The following is a 23227-nucleotide window of genomic DNA, read 5'->3' on the forward strand; positions in this document are numbered from 1 at the left end:
CTTAAAAATTATTTCTTAAAAACCTTGCTTCATTGCCTGCACTAAACAATCCGCATTAATATCCGAAATCGACTTAGCACCCGTAAGCGTCATCGCAACACGCATTTCTTTATCAATTAAATCAAGCAAATTCGATACCCCTTGCCCACCTGCTGCTGCCAAGGCATAAACAAATGCACGGCCAAGTAAAACCGTATCAGCGCCGAGTGCCAACATACGCACGACATCTAAACCATTACGAATGCCTGAGTCAGCCAAAATCGCCAACTCACCTTTTACTGCATCAGCAATTGCAGGCAATGCACGAGCAGACGACATCACACCATCTAACTGACGACCACCATGATTCGACACCACAATACCGTCAGCACCAAAACGTACAGCATCTTTGGCATCTTCAGGGTCTAAAATGCCCTTAATTACCATTGGGCCATCCCAGAACTCACGAATCCACTCAAGGTCTTTCCATGAAATCGATGGGTCAAAGTTTGAGCCTAACCAGCCAATATAATCTTCAAGTCCAGTTGGTTTACCCAAATATTTAGAGATATTGCCCAAGTCATGTGGACGCCCCATTAAGCCCACATTCCATGACCAATGCGGATGGAACACGGACTGCATATAACGGCGCATCGCTGCATTTGGTCCACTCATACCCGAGTGTGCATCACGGTAACGCGCACCCGGTACAGGCATATCTACAGTAAACACCAATGTTGAACAGCCTGCCGCTTTTGCACGCTCCAAAGCATTACGCATAAAACCACGGTCACGTAATACATAAAGCTGAAACCACATAGGACGGTTAATTGCAGGTGCAACTTCTTCAATCGGACAAACAGAAACCGTTGAAAGCGTAAATGGAATGCCCTTTTTATCGGCTGCCATCGCGGCCTGCACTTCACCACGACGCGCATACATACCTGTTAAACCAACTGGTGCCAACGCAACCGGCATCGACAACGTTTCGTTAAACAGTTTTGTCTCTAAACTTAACGCTGACATGTCATTGAGCACACGTTGACGCAATGCAATTTCTGACAAATCTTGTACGTTACGCTTTAAGGTATATTCCGAATACGCTCCACCATCAATGTAATGAAATAAGAATGGAGGTAAGCGACGCTGTGCCGCAGCACGATAATCATTGCCAGAAGAAATAATCATTTTGAATCAACTCTATTTAAACGATTTGCACGTTTCTGGCGAGCTTCGTCTTCATCCAGAGAACGCACATGATTAATCACAAATTCAATATGACCGCAGACAGCTTGGCGTGCGGCCTCGGGATCTTTACGATCAATAGCATCCATCACCTGAAAATGCTGCTCACTGAGCAAGTCACCATTTACGGGGTCGTTATAAACTTTCTTACGCCCTAACAAGACGTTGTATTGCAGCAAATCGAACAAACTACGCATCATTTGAATCAGCACAATATTGTGAGAGGCTTCAGCAATCGCCAAGTGAAACTCAGCATCCGCCACCGCAGCCTGTGCTGAGTCACCCGCATTTTGGTGGCGACTAATTTCATCAAAATAATGATGAATTTTGGCGCGATCTTCAGGCGTTGAGCGCAATGCGGCATACCATGCCGTGCCACCTTCAAGTAATAATCGCGCCTCTTGCACATCAAAACGGTACAGCGGATCTTCTTCAATCAAGTTACTAATTGGGTTCACAATCAGTTGCTGGGGCCACTGTTCAGGTAACTGCTGAATATAAGTCCCATCGCCACGACGGCTACTGAGGACACCTTGACTATTGAGCTGCTGAATTGCTTCACGCAAAGACGGACGAGAAACTCCTAAGCTTGTTGCAAGCTGGCGCTCGGCAGGCAAACGGTCACCTTTTTTCATGTGCCGCTCTTCAATTAATGCCTGCAATTTCATGACCACTTGATCGGAGATTCTCATCACGTTTCCTTCACTGGAGTTATGGAATCATCCACGGAACCAGATAAGCCTGAACCGTAATAATGATGCCAACAAAGACAGTGAATATGATGCTATGTTTTACCGTGAAACGGAACAAGTCAGACTCTTTTCCAACTAACCCTACCGCTGCACAAGCAATGGCAATTGACTGAGGAGAAATCATCTTACCTGTCACGCCACCGCTGGTATTCGCAGCAACCAATAATACTTCTGGAATACCAATCTGCTGCGCTGTAGTCGCCTGTAGAGCCGAGAACAAAGCATTTGAAGATGTATCTGAACCTGTAAGGAATACACCAAGCCAACCCAAAAATGGCGAGAAGAAAGTAAACGCATGACCCGTATGCGATAGAGCCAAAGCTAAAGTTGCAGATAAACCTGAATAGTTCGCAATAAAAGCAAACGCCAACACCATACCAATCGAGTAAATCGGTGTTTTTAACTCATTGATTGTTTCACCAAAAGTCGTTACTGCCTCACTTGCTTTCATTTTCAAGAAAATAGCAGTGATGATTGCAGCAATAAAAATTGCCGTACCTGTTGCAGAGAACCAGTCAAACTTATAAATCGCTTCGTATGGCTTCATCTCTGCCACAATCGGTGGCATTTTTTCGACCAATTTATGTAAATACGGCACTTCAAGTTTAAAAATCCAGTGCTCAAGAGCACCATCTTTTGCAAATAAAGCTTTAAATGGTTTAACACTCCAGATGGTGACCATCACTGTTAAGATGGCAAATGGAGACCATGCCTTCACAATTTTGCCGATGCTATAACGTTGAACCGTAGTAGGTTGCTGAGTCAAAGTTTGACCTGCTTCAGGTTCAAAACGGAAAATATGTTTGGGTTTCCAAACACGGAACAGTAAAGTTAAGCTCACCAATGACGCAATTGCTGCGGTAATGTCTGGTAACTCAGGACCAATGAAGTTAGAAGTGAGATACTGAGCAATCGCAAACGAACCACCACCGACAACTACCGCAGGCCAAGTTTCCTTAACACCACGCCAACCGTCCATAATCGCCATAATCCAGAACAGTACGATTAGCGTTAAAAACGGCAACTGACGACCCACCATCTGGCTAATTTCCATGGTGTCTACACCAGAAACCTGCCCTGCCACAATAATTGGAATACCCATTGCACCGAATGCCACTGGCGCCGTATTTACAATCAAACATAAACCAGCAGCATAAAGTGGTTTAAAGCCTAAACCGACAAGTAGTGCAGCGGTAATTGCCACAGGTGCACCAAAGCCTGCTGCCCCTTCTAAGAAAGTACCAAAGGCAAAACCAACCAATAACATTTGCAGACGTTGGTCTTCGGTAATCGACAAAATGCTTGAACGAATAACGTCAAATTGTCCTGTTTTTACCGAAATTTTGTATAGAAAAACTGCCCCAATAATGATCCATGAAATTGGCCATAGACCGTAGAAGAAACCGTAAATGATTGACGCAAAGGCCATTTGACCCGGCATTTGATAGAAAAAGAGCGCAATCAATAATGCAATAATGACTGTGCCTGTACCCGCGATACTGCCTTTTAAACGAAAAACAGCCAATGCCAAAAAGAAGAAAATAATCGGGATTAATGCAACCGCACTGGACAGCCAAATATTATTTAAAGGGTCATAAAGTTGTTGCCACATATTGAGCATTGTCATCTCCTTGAAATGCCGGGGCGAATTTTTGTACCTTAAATCTTTAAACATTTAACACAATTGGTATTACCAATTAAAATTTAAGTGCAAATGTTATTCCTTAAACCACAGACCGCATCATAAACACAGCTATTTGCAAGATCAACCATTAAATAATTATCACAATTGGTATGACCAATACTATTAAGTAAAATCAAGCTATTTCTAATTTATAAATTTAATTATTAGACTAAAGTCGTAAAAATATTTTTTATAAATTTAGATTGAGTCTATAGAAATGAAGTGAAAAATTTGAATATAAAAACTATAAACATACCTGTTTCATGATCTATGTATAATGTGCACACAACTCAAACCACATGTATTGAATTGAATAATGACTACTTTAACGTGTTTTAAAGCTTATGATATCCGAGGCAAACTCGGCACCGAATTGAATGAAGAAATCGCCTATAAAATTGGCCGCGCTTACGGACAAATCTATAAACCAAAGACTGTTGTTGTAGGTTGTGATATTCGTCTAAGCAGTGAGGATTTAAAACAAGCAACCATCCGCGGTTTAAATGATGCGGGTGTCAATGTGCTTGACCTAGGCATGACGGGTACTGAAGAAGTTTACTTCGCCGCTTTCCATTTAGATGTACAAGGTGGTATTGAAGTTACTGCTAGTCATAACCCAATGGACTATAACGGTATGAAATTGGTTCGAGAAAATGCTCGTCCAATTAGTGCAGATACAGGTCTAAAAGAAATTCAGGCTTTAGCAGAAACTAATAATTTTGAAGAAGTTAGCCAAAAAGGTAAAACGCAAAGTTATAATATTTTGCCCGAGTTCGTTGATCATTTAATTACCTATATCGAGCCTGCAAAAATCCGCCCCCTTAAATTGGTGGTAAACGCGGGTAATGGGGCTGCGGGTCACGTGATTGATGCCATTGAAGAAAAATTTAAAGCGCTTAACGTACCGGTTGAATTTATTAAAATTCACCATGAAGCAGATGGTACGTTCCCAAATGGAATTCCCAACCCAATTTTAATTGAAAACCGCGACAGTACTCAAAATGCTGTACTTGAACATAAAGCCGATATGGGAATTGCATGGGATGGCGATTTTGACCGTTGTTTCTTGTTCGATGAAAAGGGGCAGTTCATTGAAGGCTACTATATTGTTGGTCTATTGGCTCAAGCTTTCTTGATTAAACAGGCAGGCGAAAAAATTGTTCATGACCCACGTTTAGTGTGGAACACATTTGATATTGTAGATGAATACAAAGGTGTTGCTGTACAGTCAAAATCTGGTCATGCATTCATTAAAGATGTCATGCGTGAACACAATGCTGTATATGGCGGTGAAATGAGTGCCCATCACTATTTCCGTGACTTTGCTTACTGCGACAGCGGCATGATTCCGTGGTTACTCACCGTTGCCCTACTCTCTGAAACAGGACAATCTCTTTCAACCCTAGTTGAAAATATGATTACCAAGTTTCCTTGCAGTGGTGAAATCAACTTTAAAGTGGCTGATACACAGATCACTATTCAAAAGATTTTCGATTTCTATGCTGATCAAAATCCACAAATTGATCGTACCGATGGTGTAAGCCTCGACTTTGGCGCATGGCGTTTTAATGTACGTGCTTCCAACACTGAGCCTTTATTACGTCTCAACATTGAAAGCCGTGCAGATCGCCAAGCTCAGCCAATGCAACATTATGTAGATGAGCTGACTGGGTTGATTCAGTCTTAATAATTCCTGCACACAAGAGATGGAAAATTATTTCTCTTTTATTTCTAAATTTTATTTGATAATTAAAAAACTTAAATAGTGAATATACTAGAATATTCACTATTTAAAGCCAAAATTATTGAGTTAAATTTTGTTTTTTACTTTTAAAAAATAATTTATAGAAGTCTTTTTGTATAAAAAAATTTATTAATGGTTTTTCTATAAACTTATAAGAAATCCAGCCCCAAATTACTGCTCCAATACTTAGAAAAATAATCATCACCTGCACTGTATTATTATTTATAAGGTGTATTTTATTTAAAATAATTACCCCAGCACCCAATACAAATGAATGTGAAAGATAAAGAGAATAAGAAGAGTCTCCTAATTTCAAAAGGACTTTAGAAAATATATTATCTTTATTCAAGAAAAATTTCTTATATTCTAATTTCAAAATTAGATACATTAAAATAAAAGAAGGAAAACCATAATAAATAACTCTTTCAGGCAATCCACCATTAATTCTTAAAATCAAAAAGGCCGCAAAGAAAGCAAATAATAGAAACATTAAGTCTATAGTAATTTTTTTATTTACCAAAAAATATAATATCATCCCTAATAAAAACTCTAAAATAATAGGATCTGATATATATTTTAAATAAAATGCCTCATAATTTAATAAACTAGAAATAGAGAAAATTGATAAAAAAATTCCAGTAAATATATATCGATATTTATTAATTAATAGTAAAGATATAGCAAATAAAAAATAAAAATGTACTTCATAAACTAAAGTCCATGCTACTTGGACAAGATTAACAAATTCAGTATATGGAATTAACAGATAAGAAGGTAATATTTTTGTTGGAAGCGATGCACTTCTATTAATAGATTCAGGGCTAATAAGAAAGATTAATAAAGCTATAGTAGCATATACATAGAAAATAGGATAAATTCTTATTACTCTTTTATATAAGAAATCTCTTACATTGACCTCTTTACCAAAAGTGATATACATCATAATAAAGCCGGAAATAATAAAAAATAAATCTACGCCTCCAGCCCCCCATGAGTAAAAATCTTTCTGATTAACTGCATAATGCACCAAGATCGCCCCACTTGCATGATGTAATACAACTGCGAGTGCCGCCAAGCCTCTTAAATATTGAATTGATTTAATCATTTTTATTCCAAAATATTACTCGGTTCCTAAAAATTATTTAATTTAAAATCCATTCTTTCATTAAAAAAGATTTGAATCTTACTAGGTCTAAAAAAATAGTAGTAATAAAAAAATTAATCCAGTTAATCTTTTATTACTACTGAGGAAGCCCTATAAATTAAATTATTTTTTATAACCTGTCGGGTTCTGCTTCTGCCAATTCCAACTATCCTTAAGCATATCTTCTAAACCATATTGCGGCTGCCAACCTAGCTCAGCAACTGCGCGAGCGTTATCGGCAAAAGATGTTGCCACATCGCCTGCTCGACGTGCTGCAAACTCAAAAGCAACAGGCACACCGTTAACTTGCTCAAATGTATTTTTAACTTGCAAAACTGATGAACCATTACCTGTGCCAATATTCCATGCACGGCAACCTGTCGCTTCTAAACGATTATTTAGGGCACATAAATGTGCATTCGCTAAGTCCACGACATGGATATAGTCACGTACCCCAGTCCCATCTACAGTATTGTAGTCGTTACCATAAATAGATAGCTTTTCACGGCGACCTACAGCAACTTGAGTCACATAAGGCATTAAATTATTTGGAATACCTTGTGGGTCTTCACCAATACGGCCACTCTTATGTGCACCAACTGGGTTAAAATAACGTAGTAAAGCTATCGACCATTTAGAATTTGAATCTGATAGCTTTTGCAATAATTGCTCAACTATCAGTTTAGTATAACCATAGTTATTACTTGGCATACCTGTTGGCATATCTTCATTTAATGGAGATATATTGGCCTCGTCATATACTGTCGCAGAAGAGCTAAACACAAGCGTATAGACACCTGCTTTTTCCATCGACTTAACGAGTTGAATACTACCAGCAATATTATTATCAAAATAAATCAGCGGTTTTTCCTGACTTTCACCTACTGCCTTTAAACCTGCGAAGTGAATTACAGCATCAATTGAATGATCGTGAAACACGCGATCAAGTTCATTTGCATTACGAATATCACCCTGAACAAAAGCTAAACTCTTTTGTGTGATATCTTGGACTCTCGTTAACGACTCTTCAGAGCTATTTGATAGATTGTCAAAAACAATCACTTCATGACCAGCGTTTAAAAGCTCTACACAGGTGTGTGAACCAATATAACCAGCACCACCAGTAACTAGGATTTTAGCCATCTACTTTTCCTAATAATATTTTAATTAATCCACGTGTTGAGGCATCTAATGATGAAAGATCATTTTGAAACCCATTTAAAATAGGTAATAGTTGATCAGCAATCTGTTTGCCTTTTTCGACGCCCCATTGATCAAACGGGTTAATATTCCAAATTACAGACTGCACAAAAACTTTATGCTCATATAAAGCAATTAACATTCCCAAACTATATGGATTCAACTCTTTCAATAATAGGGTTGAACTCGGTTGATTACCTTCATATTGTTTGTAAATCGGCAGTTTTTCTAATTCAGTTGAGTCTAAAGCTTCATTACCAAAGGCCAATAATCTTGATTGGGCCAGACAATTCGATAACGCAAGATGATGCTGCTCGACTAAAGCCTCTGCATTTTCAACATAGGTAAAATGGTCAGCGTTATAGCGTTGGACTGGCGCAATAAAGTCACAGCTTACTGCTTGAGTTCCCTGGTGTAATAACTGATAGAAGGCATGTTGAGCATTTGGTCCAACTTCACCCCATACAATTGGGCATGTATCGAGTTCGACTTTTTGACCGTCACGTTGTACCGATTTACCATTAGATTCCATTTCAAGTTGCTGCAAATAAGCAGCAAAATACTTTAATCGACCATCATAAGGTAATACTGCATGAGTTTGAATATTTAAAAAATTATTGTTCCAAACGCCTAATAATCCCATTAAAACAGGAATATTTTGCTCATAACTTGTATTTTGAAAATGTTCATCTACTGCATGAGCACCAGCTAAGAGTTGCTGAAAACCTTCAACCCCGATACTCAACGCAATGGGTAAACCAATGCATGACCACAATGAGTAACGGCCACCTACCCAGTCCCAAAGCAGTAATTGATTTTCTGGGGCAATCCCCCATTCAGTCATTTTATCTGCTTTTGTTGATACTCCAACAAAATGACTTTTTAAAACTCGGGCATGTGTTCCCAAAGTTTTTTCAAGCCACTGTCGTACCGTTTGGGCATTTGATAAAGTATCAATCGTTCCAAAAGATTTTGAAGAAATAATAAATAGTGTTGTTTCTGGACGAAGTTGGTGGAGCAACTCCGACAACTGACTACCATCCATAGTCGATACAAAGTGAACATTTAAAGGTTTAGCCGTTTTCACTTTAAAATCTGACAACGCATGCGTGACCATTTGTGGCCCTAAATCAGAACCACCCACACCGATGTTCACAACATCTTGAATCACCTCACCGGTTGCACCGCGATATTGACCAGCATGAATCTTTTCCACTAAGGCATACATACGTTGTAACTGGCTATGGACTTGAGCCGTTAACTCTGGAAACTTCGAATAGTCAACTGGCAAGCGTAGTGCCCAATGCATTGCTGCCCGTTGCTCCGTACAATTTACTTTGTCTTGTGAAAAAAGACGCTCTATCCATTGATTTAATTGTTTAGTTTTCGCAAGAGCAGTCAATTGTTCCAAAATGTCTTTAGTAACACGATGCTTACTATAATCAAAAACTAATGGATCAAATTTTATAGAGTATTTTTGAAAGCGATCCGGTTCTGAAGCGAACAATTCTTTTATGTGTAACTTTGAATTTTTCTCACCCATTAACTGTAATTTTAGTAAAGGTGAAACCAACTCTTTAGGAAATTTCTCGATAGATTTACTCATAAACGACCTACTCCTTCATAAGCAAAGCCCTTAGCCTTTACATATGCTGGGTCATAAATATTACGCCCATCCAAAATTAAAGGATGTTCCATCAATTGTTGTAACTGCTTAAAGTCAGGACTCCAGTACTGTTTCCATGCCGTAACCAAACATAAGGCATGTGCGCCTCGAGCAGCTTCATATTGATCAGTACACAGCACTAAATCCTTACGGTCACCATATGTAGCGGCAATTTCATCTAATGCTTGAGGATCATGCAAACGTACTGTTACACCTTGGGCCCACAACGCAGCTAATAAAATATGAATTGGCGAGTTATGTATGCTTGAGGTATTTTCTTTGAAGGATGCCCCCCAAATAGCCACGGTTTTACCATTCAAATTACAATGATAATAATTCCACAGTTTACGGAATAAAATTTCTTTTTGTTGTTCGTTAATCGCCCATACCTGCTCTAACAGTCGACTTTTCGCCCCAGTTTCAGAAACAGTACTTGAAAGTGTTAAAATATCATGCGAAAAGTTTTCACCACCAAAACCGACTCCAGCAGACAAGTAAGCCGCACCAATACGTGTATCAGCCGCAATACCATGCTTCACATTAGCAATATCAATACCGAGTTTCTCTGCCACCATAGCTAAGTCATTCATATAACTAATGCGGGTCGCCAACATGCCAGAAATACTAAGTTTGGTAAACTCAGCGTCCAAGATCGGCATAAATAAGTATTGATAACTAAAGCGGAAAAATGGGCGTAACAGCTCTTGCATTGTATCCCGTGCATGATTGGATTCAACACCAACAATGACATGCTTTACATTCAATACGCTGTTAATAGCATTTCCTTCTTGAATTACATCAGGAAAATAGACCCACTCGTCTTTTGGTAAATATTGTTTTAACTGATCAGTTCCATGTAAGCCAAATGTAGAACCATTTACCATTAATCTAGGATGAACAATAGGACGTTGACTTAACTTCTCAACCGTATTTAAAGCAAGCTGAATTTGTGTAGGACTAAAACAGAATAAATAAACTTCAACATCAAGAGGAATAGCAGAAAAAGGACTCTCAATTAGAAAACCCGATTTTCTTTGTTTATTTAAATAGTTATTAACTTCTTGATCTTGATAGGAAAGTACAGAAATATTTTCTTCGCAGGTGACACTTGTGCACCAATAAATCTGATTGCCATATTCAGCTAGTAATGCTGCCATTACACCAGCGTGTAAGGTGGTTCCAAACACTGCGATTTTCATTGCACACCTGATTTTTTAATATTCTATAGATTTCTCTTCCCGTTAAGGGAAGAGAATATATTGATTGTTTATTATATTCAGCAGTTTTTACAAATACTTAAGTAGAACTACACAATACTATAACTTAAGCTCTTGAATTAGCTGTTTAAATTCTGACCCTAATTTAGGATGTTGAATTCCATAATGTAATACAGCTTTTAAATATCCAAGTTTACTACCACAGTCAAAAGTTTGGCCTTGCATACGATAAGCTTCAACAATATCTTTTTCTTGTAACATCGCAATCGCATCGGTTAACTGAATTTCATTACCTGCACCTTTTGGCGTGTTTTCCAAAAGTTGCATAATTTTTGCAGGTAATATATAGCGACCAACTACAGAAAGATTTGAAGGTGCAGAACCAACAGCAGGTTTTTCAACAATACCTTGCATGGCAACACTTTCACCTTCATTAGGACTATGGTCTACATCTACAATCCCATATTGATCAACAAGGTTATCAGGTACGGCTTCTACCATAATTTGTGCAGCTTGCACTGCATCATAACGTGCAATCATACGGGTTAAATCATTTCGGCCCGAGTCGTCTTTCACCAACACATCCGGTAATAACACGGCAAAATCATCTTGACCAACAATACTCTTAGCACATAAAACCGCATGCCCTAACCCTAAAGGCTGAGGTTGTCTGACACTTACAACACTCACATGGGGTGGAACAATTTGGGTAATTTCTGCAAGTAAATCAAATTTCTTTTTTTGCTCTAATGTAGTTTCTAATTCAAAGTTTCGATCAAAATAATTTTCAATCGATGCTTTTGAAGAATGAGTCACCAAAATAATCTGCTCAATTCCAGCCTCAACTGCTTCACGTACCACGTATTCAATGGCTGGGCGGTCAACAACGGTTACCATTTCTTTTGGAATTGACTTACTTGCTGGTAGAAAACGTGTACCTAAACCAGCTACTGGTAAAACTGCTTTTTTGATCATAACAAAGATTTCAAGATATAAAATTTACTTTACAGATGAGTCGACATTTTCTTGAGTATCATTACCCTTAAACAACGATGGTCCAACATGTCCCGGAGCATTAATTCCTTCACGTTTTGTCATTACTTTCACTGTTTTAAACATAATTTTAAAGTCAACCCAAACATTGTGATTATCGACATACCAAACATCACACTTAAATCGCTCTTCATAATCGAGTTCATTACGGCCACTTACCTGAGCCAAACCAGTCATTCCCGGACGCACTTCTAAACGACGTGCTTGCTCTGGTGAATATAGTGCAACAAAGTCTTTAAGCATTGGACGCGGCCCAACTACACTCATATCACCTTTAAGCACATTAATAAGTTGCGGCATTTCATCTAAGCTTGTAGAACGTAATTTCTGACCAAATGGGGTAATACGCGCTTCATCTGGTAATGGATTTCCTTCTGCATCAAAAGCATCCTTCATCGAACGGAACTTAATCATTTTAAATAACTTTCCGTCCTTTCCAGGTCTTTCCTGGTAAAAGAATATTGGTGAACCTAAATTTTTACGAACCTTATAAGCAACGATCAGAAATATTGGCGACAGAACAGTTAAAGCTATTAAAGAAATGACTATGTCTACTAAACGCTTCATATTTTCATTCACTCATTTTTTAATATCTTTACGGAGAAAGGTATTATAAATTTTACCCAATAAATTTGCTGGAAGCAGTCTAAACGCAGACCGTACCAGAAACAGCATGTTAGCATATAGAGGATTTTGTAACTTTAGTTGTTTTTTTAAATCTAGTAACTGTTTTTCACTTTTAATATATTGGAAACCTTTTCGACGCGCATGCATGCCATTACCTACTCGTGCATATAAAAGTACGTCTGGAAGATTAGCGACTTTGTAACCGTTACCAATTACACGTAACCATAAATTATAATCCTCCATAAATAAATGATGCTGGTAACCACCTAACCCTAAGATTACATCTCGCTTATAAGCTACTGTCATATGATTAAAAGGACAACGTTTTTGAGCAAACTTTTTGATTTCATCGTAGGTTATAGGTACAGTTTTCAAAACTGTAGCATCAGAAATATCTTGATCGAATTCCATCACTTGACTACTAAATAGAGCAACATCAGGATTCTGCTTTATAAAAGCTACTTGTTTTTCAAAACGATCAGGAGTACAGATATCATCAGTATCCATACGGAATACCCAATCATATTGACAGTGCTTTAAACCTTCATTTAAAGCTTTACCCAAGCCTACATTCCGAGGCAAAGCCACGACATTGAGCGAATCACCAATTTTCCCCTGCCACTTCTGTATACACGCGGTAAGTTCTTCACCGATTGGTCCATCCAAAACTAAAACTATTTCATTTGGTTTTAAATTTTGATTATCCCATATACTTTTTAAACAAGCATTTAAAAATTCTGGTTGTTCTTTGGAATAGATAGAACTTAAGACAGAAAACATATTTTTATCCTTTTATAACTTTACTGTTCCAAATTTCAATAATTTTCTCAGGCTGATATTTTTTTGCACTTAATAAGGCCTTCTCAGAAAATATCCTTAATAAATTTTCAGAAGATGTTAATTGCAAAATTGCCTCACCTAAAGCATCAATATTCTGATTCTCAACCAAAAAACCATTTATACGATCTTGAATAACATCGCTAGGACCGTAGGGACAATTATAGGAAATAATTGGGAGTCCAAAGCACTGAGCTTCAACTAAAACCATAGGTAAACCTTCGAATTTAGAGGACATTATAAAAAAACTAGCCTCTTCATAAACACGATTCGGTTCTTGAGTTACACCTTTAAAGAAAACATTTGTTAAATTATTTTCTTTTACAAAATTAACTAAATAATCTTTTTGGTCACCTTCGCCATAAATATGCAATTCCCAGTTCTTTAATGAATCAATTTGCTTATGCCAAGCTTTTAAAATGTGTATATTGTTTTTATTCTCATCTAAACGACCAACTGAAATAGCAATATTTTTTTTTGGCATATTAACAATTCTAGCTGAATCAAAATAAGAAGAGAAATTTGGTATTTGCAATACGTTTTTATGAATTTTTGAAAAATTTAAACATTCGTGAGAAGTTAAAGTTACAACTTTATCAACTTTATTATAAAAAATTTTACTAAAAAAACGTACAATTTGAGTTCGACTAATAAAAGAAGAGTGTTCTAAAGAAACTATTTTTATTATATTAGAAAGCCAGAGGCAGAGAAGAGTTAACCTTCCCATATTATGAACTATTAAAATATCGTAATTATTTAACTCTATATTTTTTTTTAATTTCAGAAAGAAAGCTAAATAATTTCCCTCAAATGAAATAATATCGACATCCTCATCAACGGGGTAAGCTGTATTGCTCTTATCAGTATCTCTATTAGCAATAACTATTTTATTATCAGGGGATTTAGCTAAATAGTTAGCTAAATCAATTGCTACTCTTTCAGTACCAGATCTTGATTTTAGAGAATTAATAACAAATAGAATTTTCATAACCTTATCCAGTAAAATATTGATTAGATCGTTGATCTTTTAATTCAATATATATACAACTAATTAATACAAAGAAAAAAGGCATATATGCAGAAAACAAAGAGAAACCAGCAACAAGTAAGGGAACTAAAATATAAGTAAAATCCTTACCAATTTTTTTATAGGCATAAAATAGAAAAAAAATAAAACTTAAGGAGCCTAATATTCCAAACTCATAAACCAGTGTAACAAGCATATTATGAGCAAAACGGCCATCTGCATAATAGGTAAAATTACTTAGACCAATACCAAAGAGCTTATTGTAATATGGCATTAATGAATAATTATCAATAGCAACAGAGATTATATAAAACTTACTATTAAAACTTCCATCAATATCAACATAACTATTCCCAGCAATATATTTATTAACTAACAAATAGGAAGAGTAAAAATAAGCAGCAAGAAATATAATAAAAATTGGTGTCCTAAATTTACTACTAGATCTAGAAAATATATAGCTAATAAAAAATGAAATAATACTAGCTCTTGAAAAAGTCATAACTAGCAAGAATAATAGCATTAAAAACTTTACTTTACCTAAATCCCATATTCCTTTGTCTTTTAAAAACATAGAGAACATAAGAAAAAATAAAATAACAAAAGAAGTAAAATTAGAATCAGAAAAAAAGAAACTGGATTTATAATCATAAAATGAGCCAGTATGACCTGTATATAAAAAACGCAATATTAGCTCTAATAACATAAAAACAATTAAAATATTAAATATTAAATTATAAATTTCTTTTCTTTTATTTATATTTATAGATAGTCCCACCCCTACAACTTGGGCACCCAATAAAATACAATACAAGTAAAGTATTGTAGAAAAAGTAGCTACTTCTCTATTCACAAACGAAAAATAATAACTACCAATTACAAACAAGATACTAGAAATTAAAAAATAAGTATAACAACCTAATTGAAATTTATCCATCTTAGTTTTTAAAAAGAAAAAAGAGATAAATACTAAAGGAATACCTAAACAATAGACGGGGTTAACAGGCAAAGAATTTATACTAAAGAAAGAACAAAATAGAAGCAGAAAATAGCATGTACTGGCTTTAAAACCGGATGAAGATGAAGATTTATATAACATAAGCAACCTGATATTATTCAAATTCAGTCATAAGAGTAAGTAAATTCTCAAATTGATAATTTGAGGTCAACTCATGAGGTACATCAGTATATTGCTTCTTATTATTTAATATAAATCTTGCTATTTTTTTAGAATCTCTAGTTGCTACTCCTAAATCATATTTATTTATTAAATATGCGAGCTCACCATCTTCATCACATAAGGCAATAATCGGCCTTCTAGCACGAATATATTCATAGAACTTACCCGTTAACACCCCTTTTTCAAAAGCACTTTTACCTAAAGCTATAATCAGGTATTCAGCATTATTTTGGATCTCTAAAATTTTATCTCTAGGTAATTTACCATTATTATTTATTTTAAGCTGAGGATATTGCTGTATATAATCTTCTACTATATTTTTATCACTACCATAAAATTCTAAAATTTGAGTAGATTGAATTTCACTTAAAGCTTCTAACAAGGGAGTAAGATCTCTTAATCCTCCATATAAACCGCCGGTATATACAAAATTTTTACCAACAGTAGTAGACGAATTTACCGAATCTTCTAGAAAACCATTACGGACTACACTTATTTTATTTTTAAGATATTGTTCCATTGCAATTTTCATATGATTAGTCACAACTAAGACTAAATCAGCTTTTTGAAAAGTTTTTATTTCATACTTTTTATCAAATGATCTTAAAAACATGGGCATACGTCTATAAGTAGTTGTAGCCCATAGGTCTCTATTATCCGCTATCCATTTAACTTCAGGAAACTTACTCTTTATACTACTTGCTACACAATGCAAGGAAAATGGGAGACCCATTGAAAATATTATCTCAGGCGTCCCATTCTTTTCAATATAATGATTTATTGCCTTTAAATAAGTATTTTTTTTAACTATAAAGTGATCTGGATATAATATATTCCTAGAAATTTGTTTTAATATTTTTAGCTCATTAGCTTGAGGATTTTCATAATCAAGAATAGATACTATCTTACTTGGTTCAATACTTACAACATCTATTCCTTGAAAATCAACAAAATAGTCTTTCGATGAATGATTATCTTCATAAGAAGTAAATACAGTTACCTCATAACCTTTGCCTACTAAAAATTTAGCTAATTGGTAAGGCCTAACGGCTCCTATCATATTCATAGGAGGGAAAAATTCTGCTATTAGAAATACTCTCACTTAGTTTCTCCAATAACTTCTAATATATTTTTGGATGTATTTCCGTTGCCATAAATATCTTTATTTAATATTTCTTTATTCACTTCATTAGATAATGAAGAGCTTATTAGAATAGGATTAGAGCCAGCTAAAATATTATAACCATTGCTAACCAATTCCACCCATTCCGTTTCTTCTCTCAAAGTTACACAATACTTGTTATGGAAATATGCTTCTTTCTGAACACCACCTGAATCGGTAACAATTAGTTGACTATTTACCTCTAACCAAACCATCTCTAAATAACCCAGAGGTTCAACAATATAAATATTATTTGAGATAAGTAAATCATACTCTTTAATTTTCTTTACCGTTCTTGGGTGCAATGGTAAAATAATATTCTTATTTGACAATTCTAAACCTTTAAGTATATCTTTTAGTTTATTAATATCATCTGTATTTTCTGCACGGTGAATAGTACATAAAATAAATTTTTCTAAATTTAATTCATCAAACCAATGTGGTTTAACCATTTTTTCTTTATAATACAAAGCCACATCGTACATAATATCACCAACAATGAAAATTTTATTTTCATCTACTCCCTCATTAATTAAATTTTGTTTTGCTCCTAAACTTGGTACAAACAAATAATCACTAATCTGATCTGTTAAAATTCGATTAATTTCTTCAGGCATTTGACGGTTAAATGATCTTAATCCTGCTTCAACATGAGCAATTGGAATATGTAACTTAACTGCAGCCAAGGCACCAGCTAAAGTAGAGTTAGTATCTCCATAAACTAAAACTAGATCAGGCTCTTCAACGAGTAATATTTCTTCAATCTTTTCCAGCTGCTGCCCAGTCATTGCACCGTGTGATTTTCCACCAGTCTGGAGCATATATTTTGGCTTTGGAATACCCATTTCTTCAAAGAAAACATCTGACATATTTTGGTCATAATGTTGTCCAGTATGAACAATTACTTCTTGAATATTGGAATATTGCTGAACTGCTCGAGAAAAGGCTGCGGCTTTAATGAACTGTGGTCTAGCACCTAATACTGTCAAAATTTTCATAACTTAGCTCTAACAATTAAATTTTAAACTTTTTTCAACTGGAACAATGCTTTTAACTTTATGTTTTTGAAAAAATAAAGTCCTAACACCAATGCACATCCCCATATCCCAATACGTATATAATTTTCAAGGGGAGCAAAAACATTAATTATAGCCAAAACCATCAACAAAGCTGTAACAGCATAAGCTTTCTTGGTAACGAAATCCCTCCAGACCTTTTTAGAAAGTTCTGTTCTAAATATATAAAAACTCCAAAATGCTAAGGCTGTTGATACAGCAGCTCCACTTGCTCCATATAAAGGTACAAGAATGTAATTAGCGGCCAAATTAATTAACATTGCTAAAATAGAAGCTAACATAGAAAATTTAGTTTTACGGGCAATAGTAATCCCAATTGCCGTTGTTTCCGATAAGGTAAAGAATAAGGGTCCTATCAAGCAGGCACACATTAAAAATTGAATTTCTACATAGGTCTTAGGCAATAAAAATGGTAATACCCAGGAAAACATACCTGCAAGAACCACAACAAAATAGATGGCGGCGAGAACATATTCTGAAATATTATCAATTTTCTTATAATCGACATTTCCTTCACTGATCCATTTAAAAACCATGGGAGACCAAATAGTATTAAAAATGCCCGAAATAAGTGTTGCAACGGCAGCAATGCTCATTGCAACAGAATAGACACCCAACTCTGCATAAGTTGACATACTACGTAGAAATAGTCTGTCCATAACATTTAAGCCCCACGATGCCAATCCACCAACAACTAAAGGCAACCCGAAAGCCAAACTCAATTTAAACTGTTGCCAGTCAAATTTAACTTTTATTGCTGGTAGCCAGTCTTGTCGCGTATTCCATACATATACAAGAAAAGCAGCCATTAATGACAAGGCATTTGCCGTTAGAAGCGTATAGCTATTTTTATCAAAACCGAACCAGACGACACTGAGTACAAAGACTAAAAATAGTATTTTAGGTAACAATTGACTCATAGAAAAAGCTAAAGCCTTTTCTTGCATCCGCAGAATAAGAGATAGAAAACGAGCAATTAATGCGACAAGAAAACAAATAATACTTAGTATGCTTAAATATACACTTGGAATGCCATACAATAATTTAGATATAATAGATGTGTCATATAAACTTATTGCGACGAGAGATATACAACCAAGTAATATACTGGGCCAAAGTACTACTTTAAATAATATAGACTTATTTTCTGATTCATGATACTCACGTACATAAGCCTGATCGAGCCCTAAACAAAATAGTAATATAAAAAAACTGGTACAGACCTGAAGCATTGAAACACGGCCAATGTCCTCTACCGAGTAGAACCAAGTAATCATTGGTAAAGTAATTAAACCAATAAATCCCGAACCAATTGGTCCAATAGCATATGCCAATATCTTAGATCGATTCATATGGCTGCTCAATTTGAAGCGAATCTTTGTATATCTGACCAAGCTTCTCCACAACAGCTTGTCCGCTAAAGTTATTTTTACAGTACTCACGCACATCTTCAGCTTTAAAATTATTATAGTTATCATGCAATTTTAAAATTGCCACTGCCATCGCTTCAATAGAGTTATTCTCAACTAAATAACCTACTTCTGGTTGAATAATAGACTCAGGCCCACCACATCTAGTAGCTACAACTGGCTTTCCTAAAGCCAAAGCTTCAACTATAACAACACTAAAGGTTTCATATTCACTTGCCACTACAAAAGCAGAGGACTTATTTATCTCAGATTTCACTTGCTCTCTTGAGAGTAAACCTAGAAAAGTTACAGCATGTGCAATTTTCAATTCTTTTACTAAATTTTCAAGATAAGGACGTTCAGGTCCATCGCCACCTATTTTTAATTTTAAACTTGGTTCCTGCATTAGCGCTTTTGCAAAAGCAAAAATAAGCAAGTCTACCTTTTTATTTTTTGTCAAAAAACAAACATTAATTAATTCAAAATCTAAAGTTTCCGAATAGATAATTTCTTGTAAAAATACCTCATTTACAATATTTGGAATATATTTCCATACCGTCCCAATAAAAGTTTGTTCCAGAAGTTGACAAAATTTTTCACTGACGGCTATACATTTTGAGGAATTGGTCAATACATCAGACAAATTCGTAATTAAATGTTTAGGAACTAGGCCTCTTGCGAAAGCAGAGCTATGTTCTGTAATCACATAGGGTATACTATACTTTTTATTAATCTCACGCGCTAAATAACCTGCATTTAATAAAGAATGAACATGAAGAATATCCGGTTTTCCATTTTTTTTGATATATTCCTCAAATAGTGCTAAACCACAATTTATCCAATATCTTCTTGCTAATTGAGGTAGTTTTGGGAAAAAATTGATTCCATACCACCTCAATGTCAATAATCCACTATCATTTTCAGACTGACAACCATAGGGCTTTGTAAAAATACTCTTTATATTTCGTAAACTACGAATTTGAGGATAAATCACCCCAACTCTATGACCATATTCTTTTAGAGCTAGTGCCTGCTCTCTAAAAAAACTGCCACTAATATCATCCTTAAAAGTTGGATACCAAGAAGGAATTATTAAGATATGCATGAGTGAAGCCCATATAACATTATGTAGGAATAACTTTTGCAGGAATACCTGCTATAATTACATTGTCACCAAAAGATTTAGTCACTACAGAATTAGCTCCAACGATAACATTGTTACCTAAATTTACTCCCTCACGGATATATACATTATCTCCAATCCAACAGTTATCTCCAATTTTAATATCTTTTTCAATATGTTGAATAGAACCATTAGCATTATTAGTCGGTTTTTCTTTAGAGTGCGTAATTGCCTTAATAGATACATTATAACCAATGGCACATCCTTGTCCGATAATAACTTTGGCCTTTTCCCCTGAAGATAAATGAACTTGATTTAAATAAGTATATTCACCTATAAATAAATTATTTATAGGTATATTAAGTAAACAATTTACTCCAATATTTGCTTTTGGAGAAACACCTTTAAACTTTGATATATTATAACCGTGCGTTTTGTATTGAGCCCAAGCAATAATCTTTACTATTAGCCGCGCTATTAAAGTACTCATAATATACCTTTCAAACTTTGGGCAATAACTTTTTGTTCTTGCAAACCCAAATAAGGATGCATAGGCAAACTCATTACTCTTTCCGCAACCGTATCACCGACTGGAAGCATGACATCTGCATCAGCAACCGCGGGTTGCTTATTAAGTGGAATTGGATAATGTACAGCTGTTGGTATACCTTGAGCTTTTAATTTCTCTTGTACTTCTGCGCGGTTATCAACTTGAATTGTATATTGTGCCCATGCACTGGTATTATGCGCTTCAAGATACGGCGTTGTATGAATACCAACCTGATTAAATAACTGATTATAAATTTCAGCCACTTTTTGACGTGCTTGCATTTCATCATCCAAAATTTCCAATTTTGGTAATAAAATAGCTGCTTGTAAGGTATCTAAGCGACTGTTCACCCCAACACGGATATGGTGATAACGTTTATCTTGGCCATGACGTGCAATCTGACGAATTACTTTAGCTAGTTCATCATCATTGGTAAAGATAGCACCACCGTCACCATAACAACCTAATGGTTTGCTTGGGAAGAAACTCGTGCAAGCAACAGTACTTAGGTTACAGCTTTTACGACCTTTATAGGTTGCCCCAAAACTTTGCGCAGCGTCTTCAATTACAGGAATGCCATATTTTGCAGCAATCGCGTTGATTGCATCAAAGTCTGCACATTGGCCATATAAACTTACAGGAATAATAGCCTTAGTTCGAGGTGTAATTGCAGCTTCTAATTTTTCAACATCTAAATTATAAGTCTTCGGGTTTACATCAACATAAACAGGTTTTGCACCTAAGAGTGCAACTGTTTCAGCAGTAGCAATATAAGTGAAACCCGGGGTAATCACTTCATCACCTGGCCCAATACCAAAAGCCATTTGTGCAATTTGTAGGGCATCTGTACCATTTGCACAAGTAATACAATGTTTAGCACCCACATACGAAGCTAGCTTTTCTTCTAGCTCAATTACTTCCGGACCTAAAATATATTGACCATGTGTCAATACATTTTGAATACCAGCATCAATTTTATCTTTAATTCGATTTTGCTGTTTTTTTAAATCAATAAAGTCAATCATATTAACCTTGCTTTGTTAGTGTCGTTCCATCGAGTTGATAAACTGCTCCTGTATGTGAACAGGTTACTTGAGCTTGCCCCTGTAAAGGTAAATCAAGCTGTTCACCGAATTCACTCATCCAGCCAATCTGTTTAGCCGGTACACCCACCATCAACGCATAAGCTGGTACATCTTTATTCACTACAGCACCAGCCCCAACAAAAGCATAAGCACCAATGGTAATGCCACAAACAATGGTGCAGTTTGCGCCTAGCGTAGCACCCTTTTTCACTAAGGTATCTCGGTATTGGTCTTTACGTTCTATGAGAGAACGTGGGTTATATACATTTGTAAACACCATACTTGGGCCACAAAATACACCCTCTTCCAAAAAGACATTATCGTAAACCGATACATTATTTTGGACTTTACAGTGGTCACCAATTACAACACGGTTACCCACAAATACATTTTGGCCTAAAGATACGCCTTTACCGATTTTGGCTCCTCCACAGACATGAACAAAATGCCAAACACGGGAGCCCTCACCAATTTGTGCACCATCATCGACTATGGCAGTTTCATGTTGATAAAAGCTCATGCTTTTTTCACCTTTGCCAATAGTGGATGTGGATTTTCCGGGTTTTCCACAATTGGAGAAACGCGGATTACTTCAACCGTCTCAATCGCTGCACGGTTTTCTTCAACCCCATAACCTTTACCTTCCAATACACGTTGGTAACTCTGTGTATGTAAATCGGTAAAGCCACCTGAAAACTCAAGCTCTTCATTTTCAATGGTAATACTACGATAAGTCAGCTTTTCACCTTGTACAGCATTTTCTGGTAGGTTATTGGCATCAATTGACAAGAACCAACGTACACGCGCACGCTCGTATTCTAAATAACCCGACGCAGTTTTTTCATCACGGAAATGCACTTCATTTTTAACAATTTTGCCAAAAATAAAATGCAACATGTCGTAAAAATGCACACCGATATTAGTTGCTACGCCGCCTGATTTATTGTCTACCCCTTTCCATGATTTTAGATACCATTTACCACGAGATGTAAGATAAGTAAGGTCGACGTCAAATACTTTATCTGCTGGTGCAGCCTGAACTTTATCACGCAAAGCAATAATTGAAGGATGAAGGCGTAATTGTAAAATTGAATTTACTTTAGCACCATATTGCTTTTCATATTCAGAAAGCATATTTAAGTCTTCTGAGTTAAGCACTAATGGTTTTTCGCAAATGACCTCAATGCCATTTTTCAAAGCATATTTCATATGCGGTGCATGAAGATAGTTTGGTGAGCAAATCGCCACGTAATCTAACTTTTCACCTTTTAGTTTTTGGTCTTCTACATAAGCTTCAAATTCTTCAAACTCGGTAAAAAACTCGGCTTCTGGAAAATGGCTATCCATAATCCCAACCGAATCATTTACGTCCATAGCAACCGCTAAAGTATTACCAGTTTCTTTAATAGCTTTTAAATGACGTGGTGCGATATAACCAGCAGCACCAATAAGTGCAAATTTTTTCAT

At 35.8% G+C, this 23227-nt stretch carries 21 protein-coding genes; 1 reads left to right on the forward strand and 20 read right to left on the reverse strand.

Annotated features, from left to right (window positions below; translation table 11 throughout):
- Window positions 1–15 precede the first annotated feature (15 nt).
- Genes lldD through lldP form a run of 3 tightly spaced genes read right to left on the reverse strand, consistent with a single transcriptional unit; the run spans window position 16 to window position 3603 of the window.
- Window positions 16–1167, reverse strand: coding sequence for an FMN-dependent L-lactate dehydrogenase LldD (gene lldD / locus POD11_RS12945; RefSeq protein ID WP_262457432.1), 1152 nt, complete (start codon window positions 1165–1167; stop codon window positions 16–18).
- A complete protein-coding gene (gene lldR / locus POD11_RS12950) occupies window positions 1164–1916 on the reverse strand; it encodes a transcriptional regulator LldR (protein ID WP_016142560.1) in 753 nt (250 codons plus the stop codon). Before lldR ends, lldD begins: the two co-directional genes overlap by 4 nt.
- Before the next feature lie 19 nt (window positions 1917–1935).
- A complete protein-coding gene (gene lldP, locus POD11_RS12955) occupies window positions 1936–3603 on the reverse strand; it encodes an L-lactate permease (RefSeq protein ID WP_262457434.1) in 1668 nt (555 codons plus the stop codon).
- A gap of 373 nt (window positions 3604–3976) precedes the next feature.
- Here lldP and POD11_RS12960 point away from each other — a divergent pair, with 373 nt between their 5' ends.
- Window positions 3977–5347, forward strand: a complete 1371-nt coding sequence (locus POD11_RS12960; protein ID WP_262457436.1) for a phosphomannomutase CpsG — start codon at window positions 3977–3979, stop codon at window positions 5345–5347.
- A 115-nt stretch (window positions 5348–5462) separates the two neighbouring features.
- Here the strand turns inward: POD11_RS12960 and POD11_RS12965 are convergent, their stop codons facing one another.
- The 17 genes from POD11_RS12965 to POD11_RS13045 form a co-directional block, all read right to left on the reverse strand.
- On the reverse strand, window positions 5463–6509 hold the full coding sequence (locus POD11_RS12965) for an acyltransferase family protein (RefSeq protein WP_262457439.1): 1047 nt from the start codon (window positions 6507–6509) through the stop codon (window positions 5463–5465).
- 162 nt (window positions 6510–6671) lie between these two features.
- Entirely contained in the window at window positions 6672–7691 is a 1020-nt protein-coding gene (gene galE / locus POD11_RS12970) for a UDP-glucose 4-epimerase GalE (RefSeq protein WP_262457441.1), read from the reverse strand.
- Complete coding sequence (pgi, locus tag POD11_RS12975; protein ID WP_262457443.1) at window positions 7684–9354, reverse strand: glucose-6-phosphate isomerase; 1671 nt, start codon at window positions 9352–9354, stop codon at window positions 7684–7686. The genes galE and pgi overlap by 8 nt, the downstream gene beginning before the upstream one ends.
- Complete coding sequence (locus POD11_RS12980; RefSeq protein ID WP_262457445.1) at window positions 9351–10613, reverse strand: nucleotide sugar dehydrogenase; 1263 nt, start codon at window positions 10611–10613, stop codon at window positions 9351–9353. Before POD11_RS12980 ends, pgi begins: the two co-directional genes overlap by 4 nt.
- Before the next feature lie 117 nt (window positions 10614–10730).
- Window positions 10731–11606, reverse strand: coding sequence for a UTP--glucose-1-phosphate uridylyltransferase GalU (gene galU / locus POD11_RS12985; protein ID WP_262457447.1), 876 nt, complete (start codon window positions 11604–11606; stop codon window positions 10731–10733).
- Window positions 11607–11630: 24 nt separating this feature from the next.
- Window positions 11631–12251: a sugar transferase gene (locus POD11_RS12990; RefSeq protein ID WP_262457448.1), complete on the reverse strand. Its 621-nt coding sequence runs from the start codon at window positions 12249–12251 to the stop codon at window positions 11631–11633.
- Window positions 12252–12263: 12 nt separating this feature from the next.
- Window positions 12264–13091: a glycosyltransferase gene (locus POD11_RS12995; protein WP_002062444.1), complete on the reverse strand. Its 828-nt coding sequence runs from the start codon at window positions 13089–13091 to the stop codon at window positions 12264–12266.
- A 4-nt stretch (window positions 13092–13095) separates the two neighbouring features.
- The gene (locus POD11_RS13000; RefSeq protein WP_262457451.1) at window positions 13096–14136 is read right to left on the reverse strand and encodes a glycosyltransferase family 4 protein; all 1041 of its coding nucleotides are present in this window, start codon (window positions 14134–14136) and stop codon (window positions 13096–13098) included.
- A gap of 4 nt (window positions 14137–14140) precedes the next feature.
- A complete protein-coding gene (locus POD11_RS13005; RefSeq protein ID WP_262457453.1) occupies window positions 14141–15274 on the reverse strand; it encodes a hypothetical protein in 1134 nt (377 codons plus the stop codon).
- 13 nt (window positions 15275–15287) lie between these two features.
- Window positions 15288–16457 carry a glycosyltransferase gene (locus POD11_RS13010; protein ID WP_262457454.1) on the reverse strand — a complete coding sequence of 390 codons (1170 nt, stop codon included), beginning with the start codon at window positions 16455–16457 and terminating at the stop codon, window positions 15288–15290.
- Window positions 16454–17515 carry a non-hydrolyzing UDP-N-acetylglucosamine 2-epimerase gene (gene wecB / locus POD11_RS13015; protein ID WP_262457455.1) on the reverse strand — a complete coding sequence of 354 codons (1062 nt, stop codon included), beginning with the start codon at window positions 17513–17515 and terminating at the stop codon, window positions 16454–16456. The genes POD11_RS13010 and wecB overlap by 4 nt, the downstream gene beginning before the upstream one ends.
- A 23-nt stretch (window positions 17516–17538) precedes the next feature.
- The gene (locus POD11_RS13020) at window positions 17539–18945 is read right to left on the reverse strand and encodes an oligosaccharide flippase family protein (RefSeq protein ID WP_262457456.1); all 1407 of its coding nucleotides are present in this window, start codon (window positions 18943–18945) and stop codon (window positions 17539–17541) included.
- On the reverse strand, window positions 18932–20107 hold the full coding sequence (locus POD11_RS13025) for a glycosyltransferase (RefSeq protein ID WP_262457458.1): 1176 nt from the start codon (window positions 20105–20107) through the stop codon (window positions 18932–18934). The genes POD11_RS13020 and POD11_RS13025 overlap by 14 nt, the downstream gene beginning before the upstream one ends.
- A 19-nt stretch (window positions 20108–20126) precedes the next feature.
- Complete coding sequence (locus POD11_RS13030) at window positions 20127–20615, reverse strand: acyltransferase (protein ID WP_262457459.1); 489 nt, start codon at window positions 20613–20615, stop codon at window positions 20127–20129.
- Entirely contained in the window at window positions 20612–21700 is a 1089-nt protein-coding gene (locus POD11_RS13035) for a DegT/DnrJ/EryC1/StrS family aminotransferase (protein ID WP_262457460.1), read from the reverse strand. The genes POD11_RS13030 and POD11_RS13035 overlap by 4 nt, the downstream gene beginning before the upstream one ends.
- A 1-nt stretch (window position 21701) precedes the next feature.
- Window positions 21702–22280, reverse strand: coding sequence for an acyltransferase (gene wbpD / locus POD11_RS13040; protein WP_239969399.1), 579 nt, complete (start codon window positions 22278–22280; stop codon window positions 21702–21704).
- Complete coding sequence (locus POD11_RS13045; protein WP_014208044.1) at window positions 22277–23227, reverse strand: Gfo/Idh/MocA family protein; 951 nt, start codon at window positions 23225–23227, stop codon at window positions 22277–22279. The genes wbpD and POD11_RS13045 overlap by 4 nt, the downstream gene beginning before the upstream one ends.

The organism is Acinetobacter sp. P1(2023), from assembly GCF_028367635.1.
Lineage (GTDB): Bacteria > Pseudomonadota > Gammaproteobacteria > Pseudomonadales > Moraxellaceae > Acinetobacter > Acinetobacter pittii_E.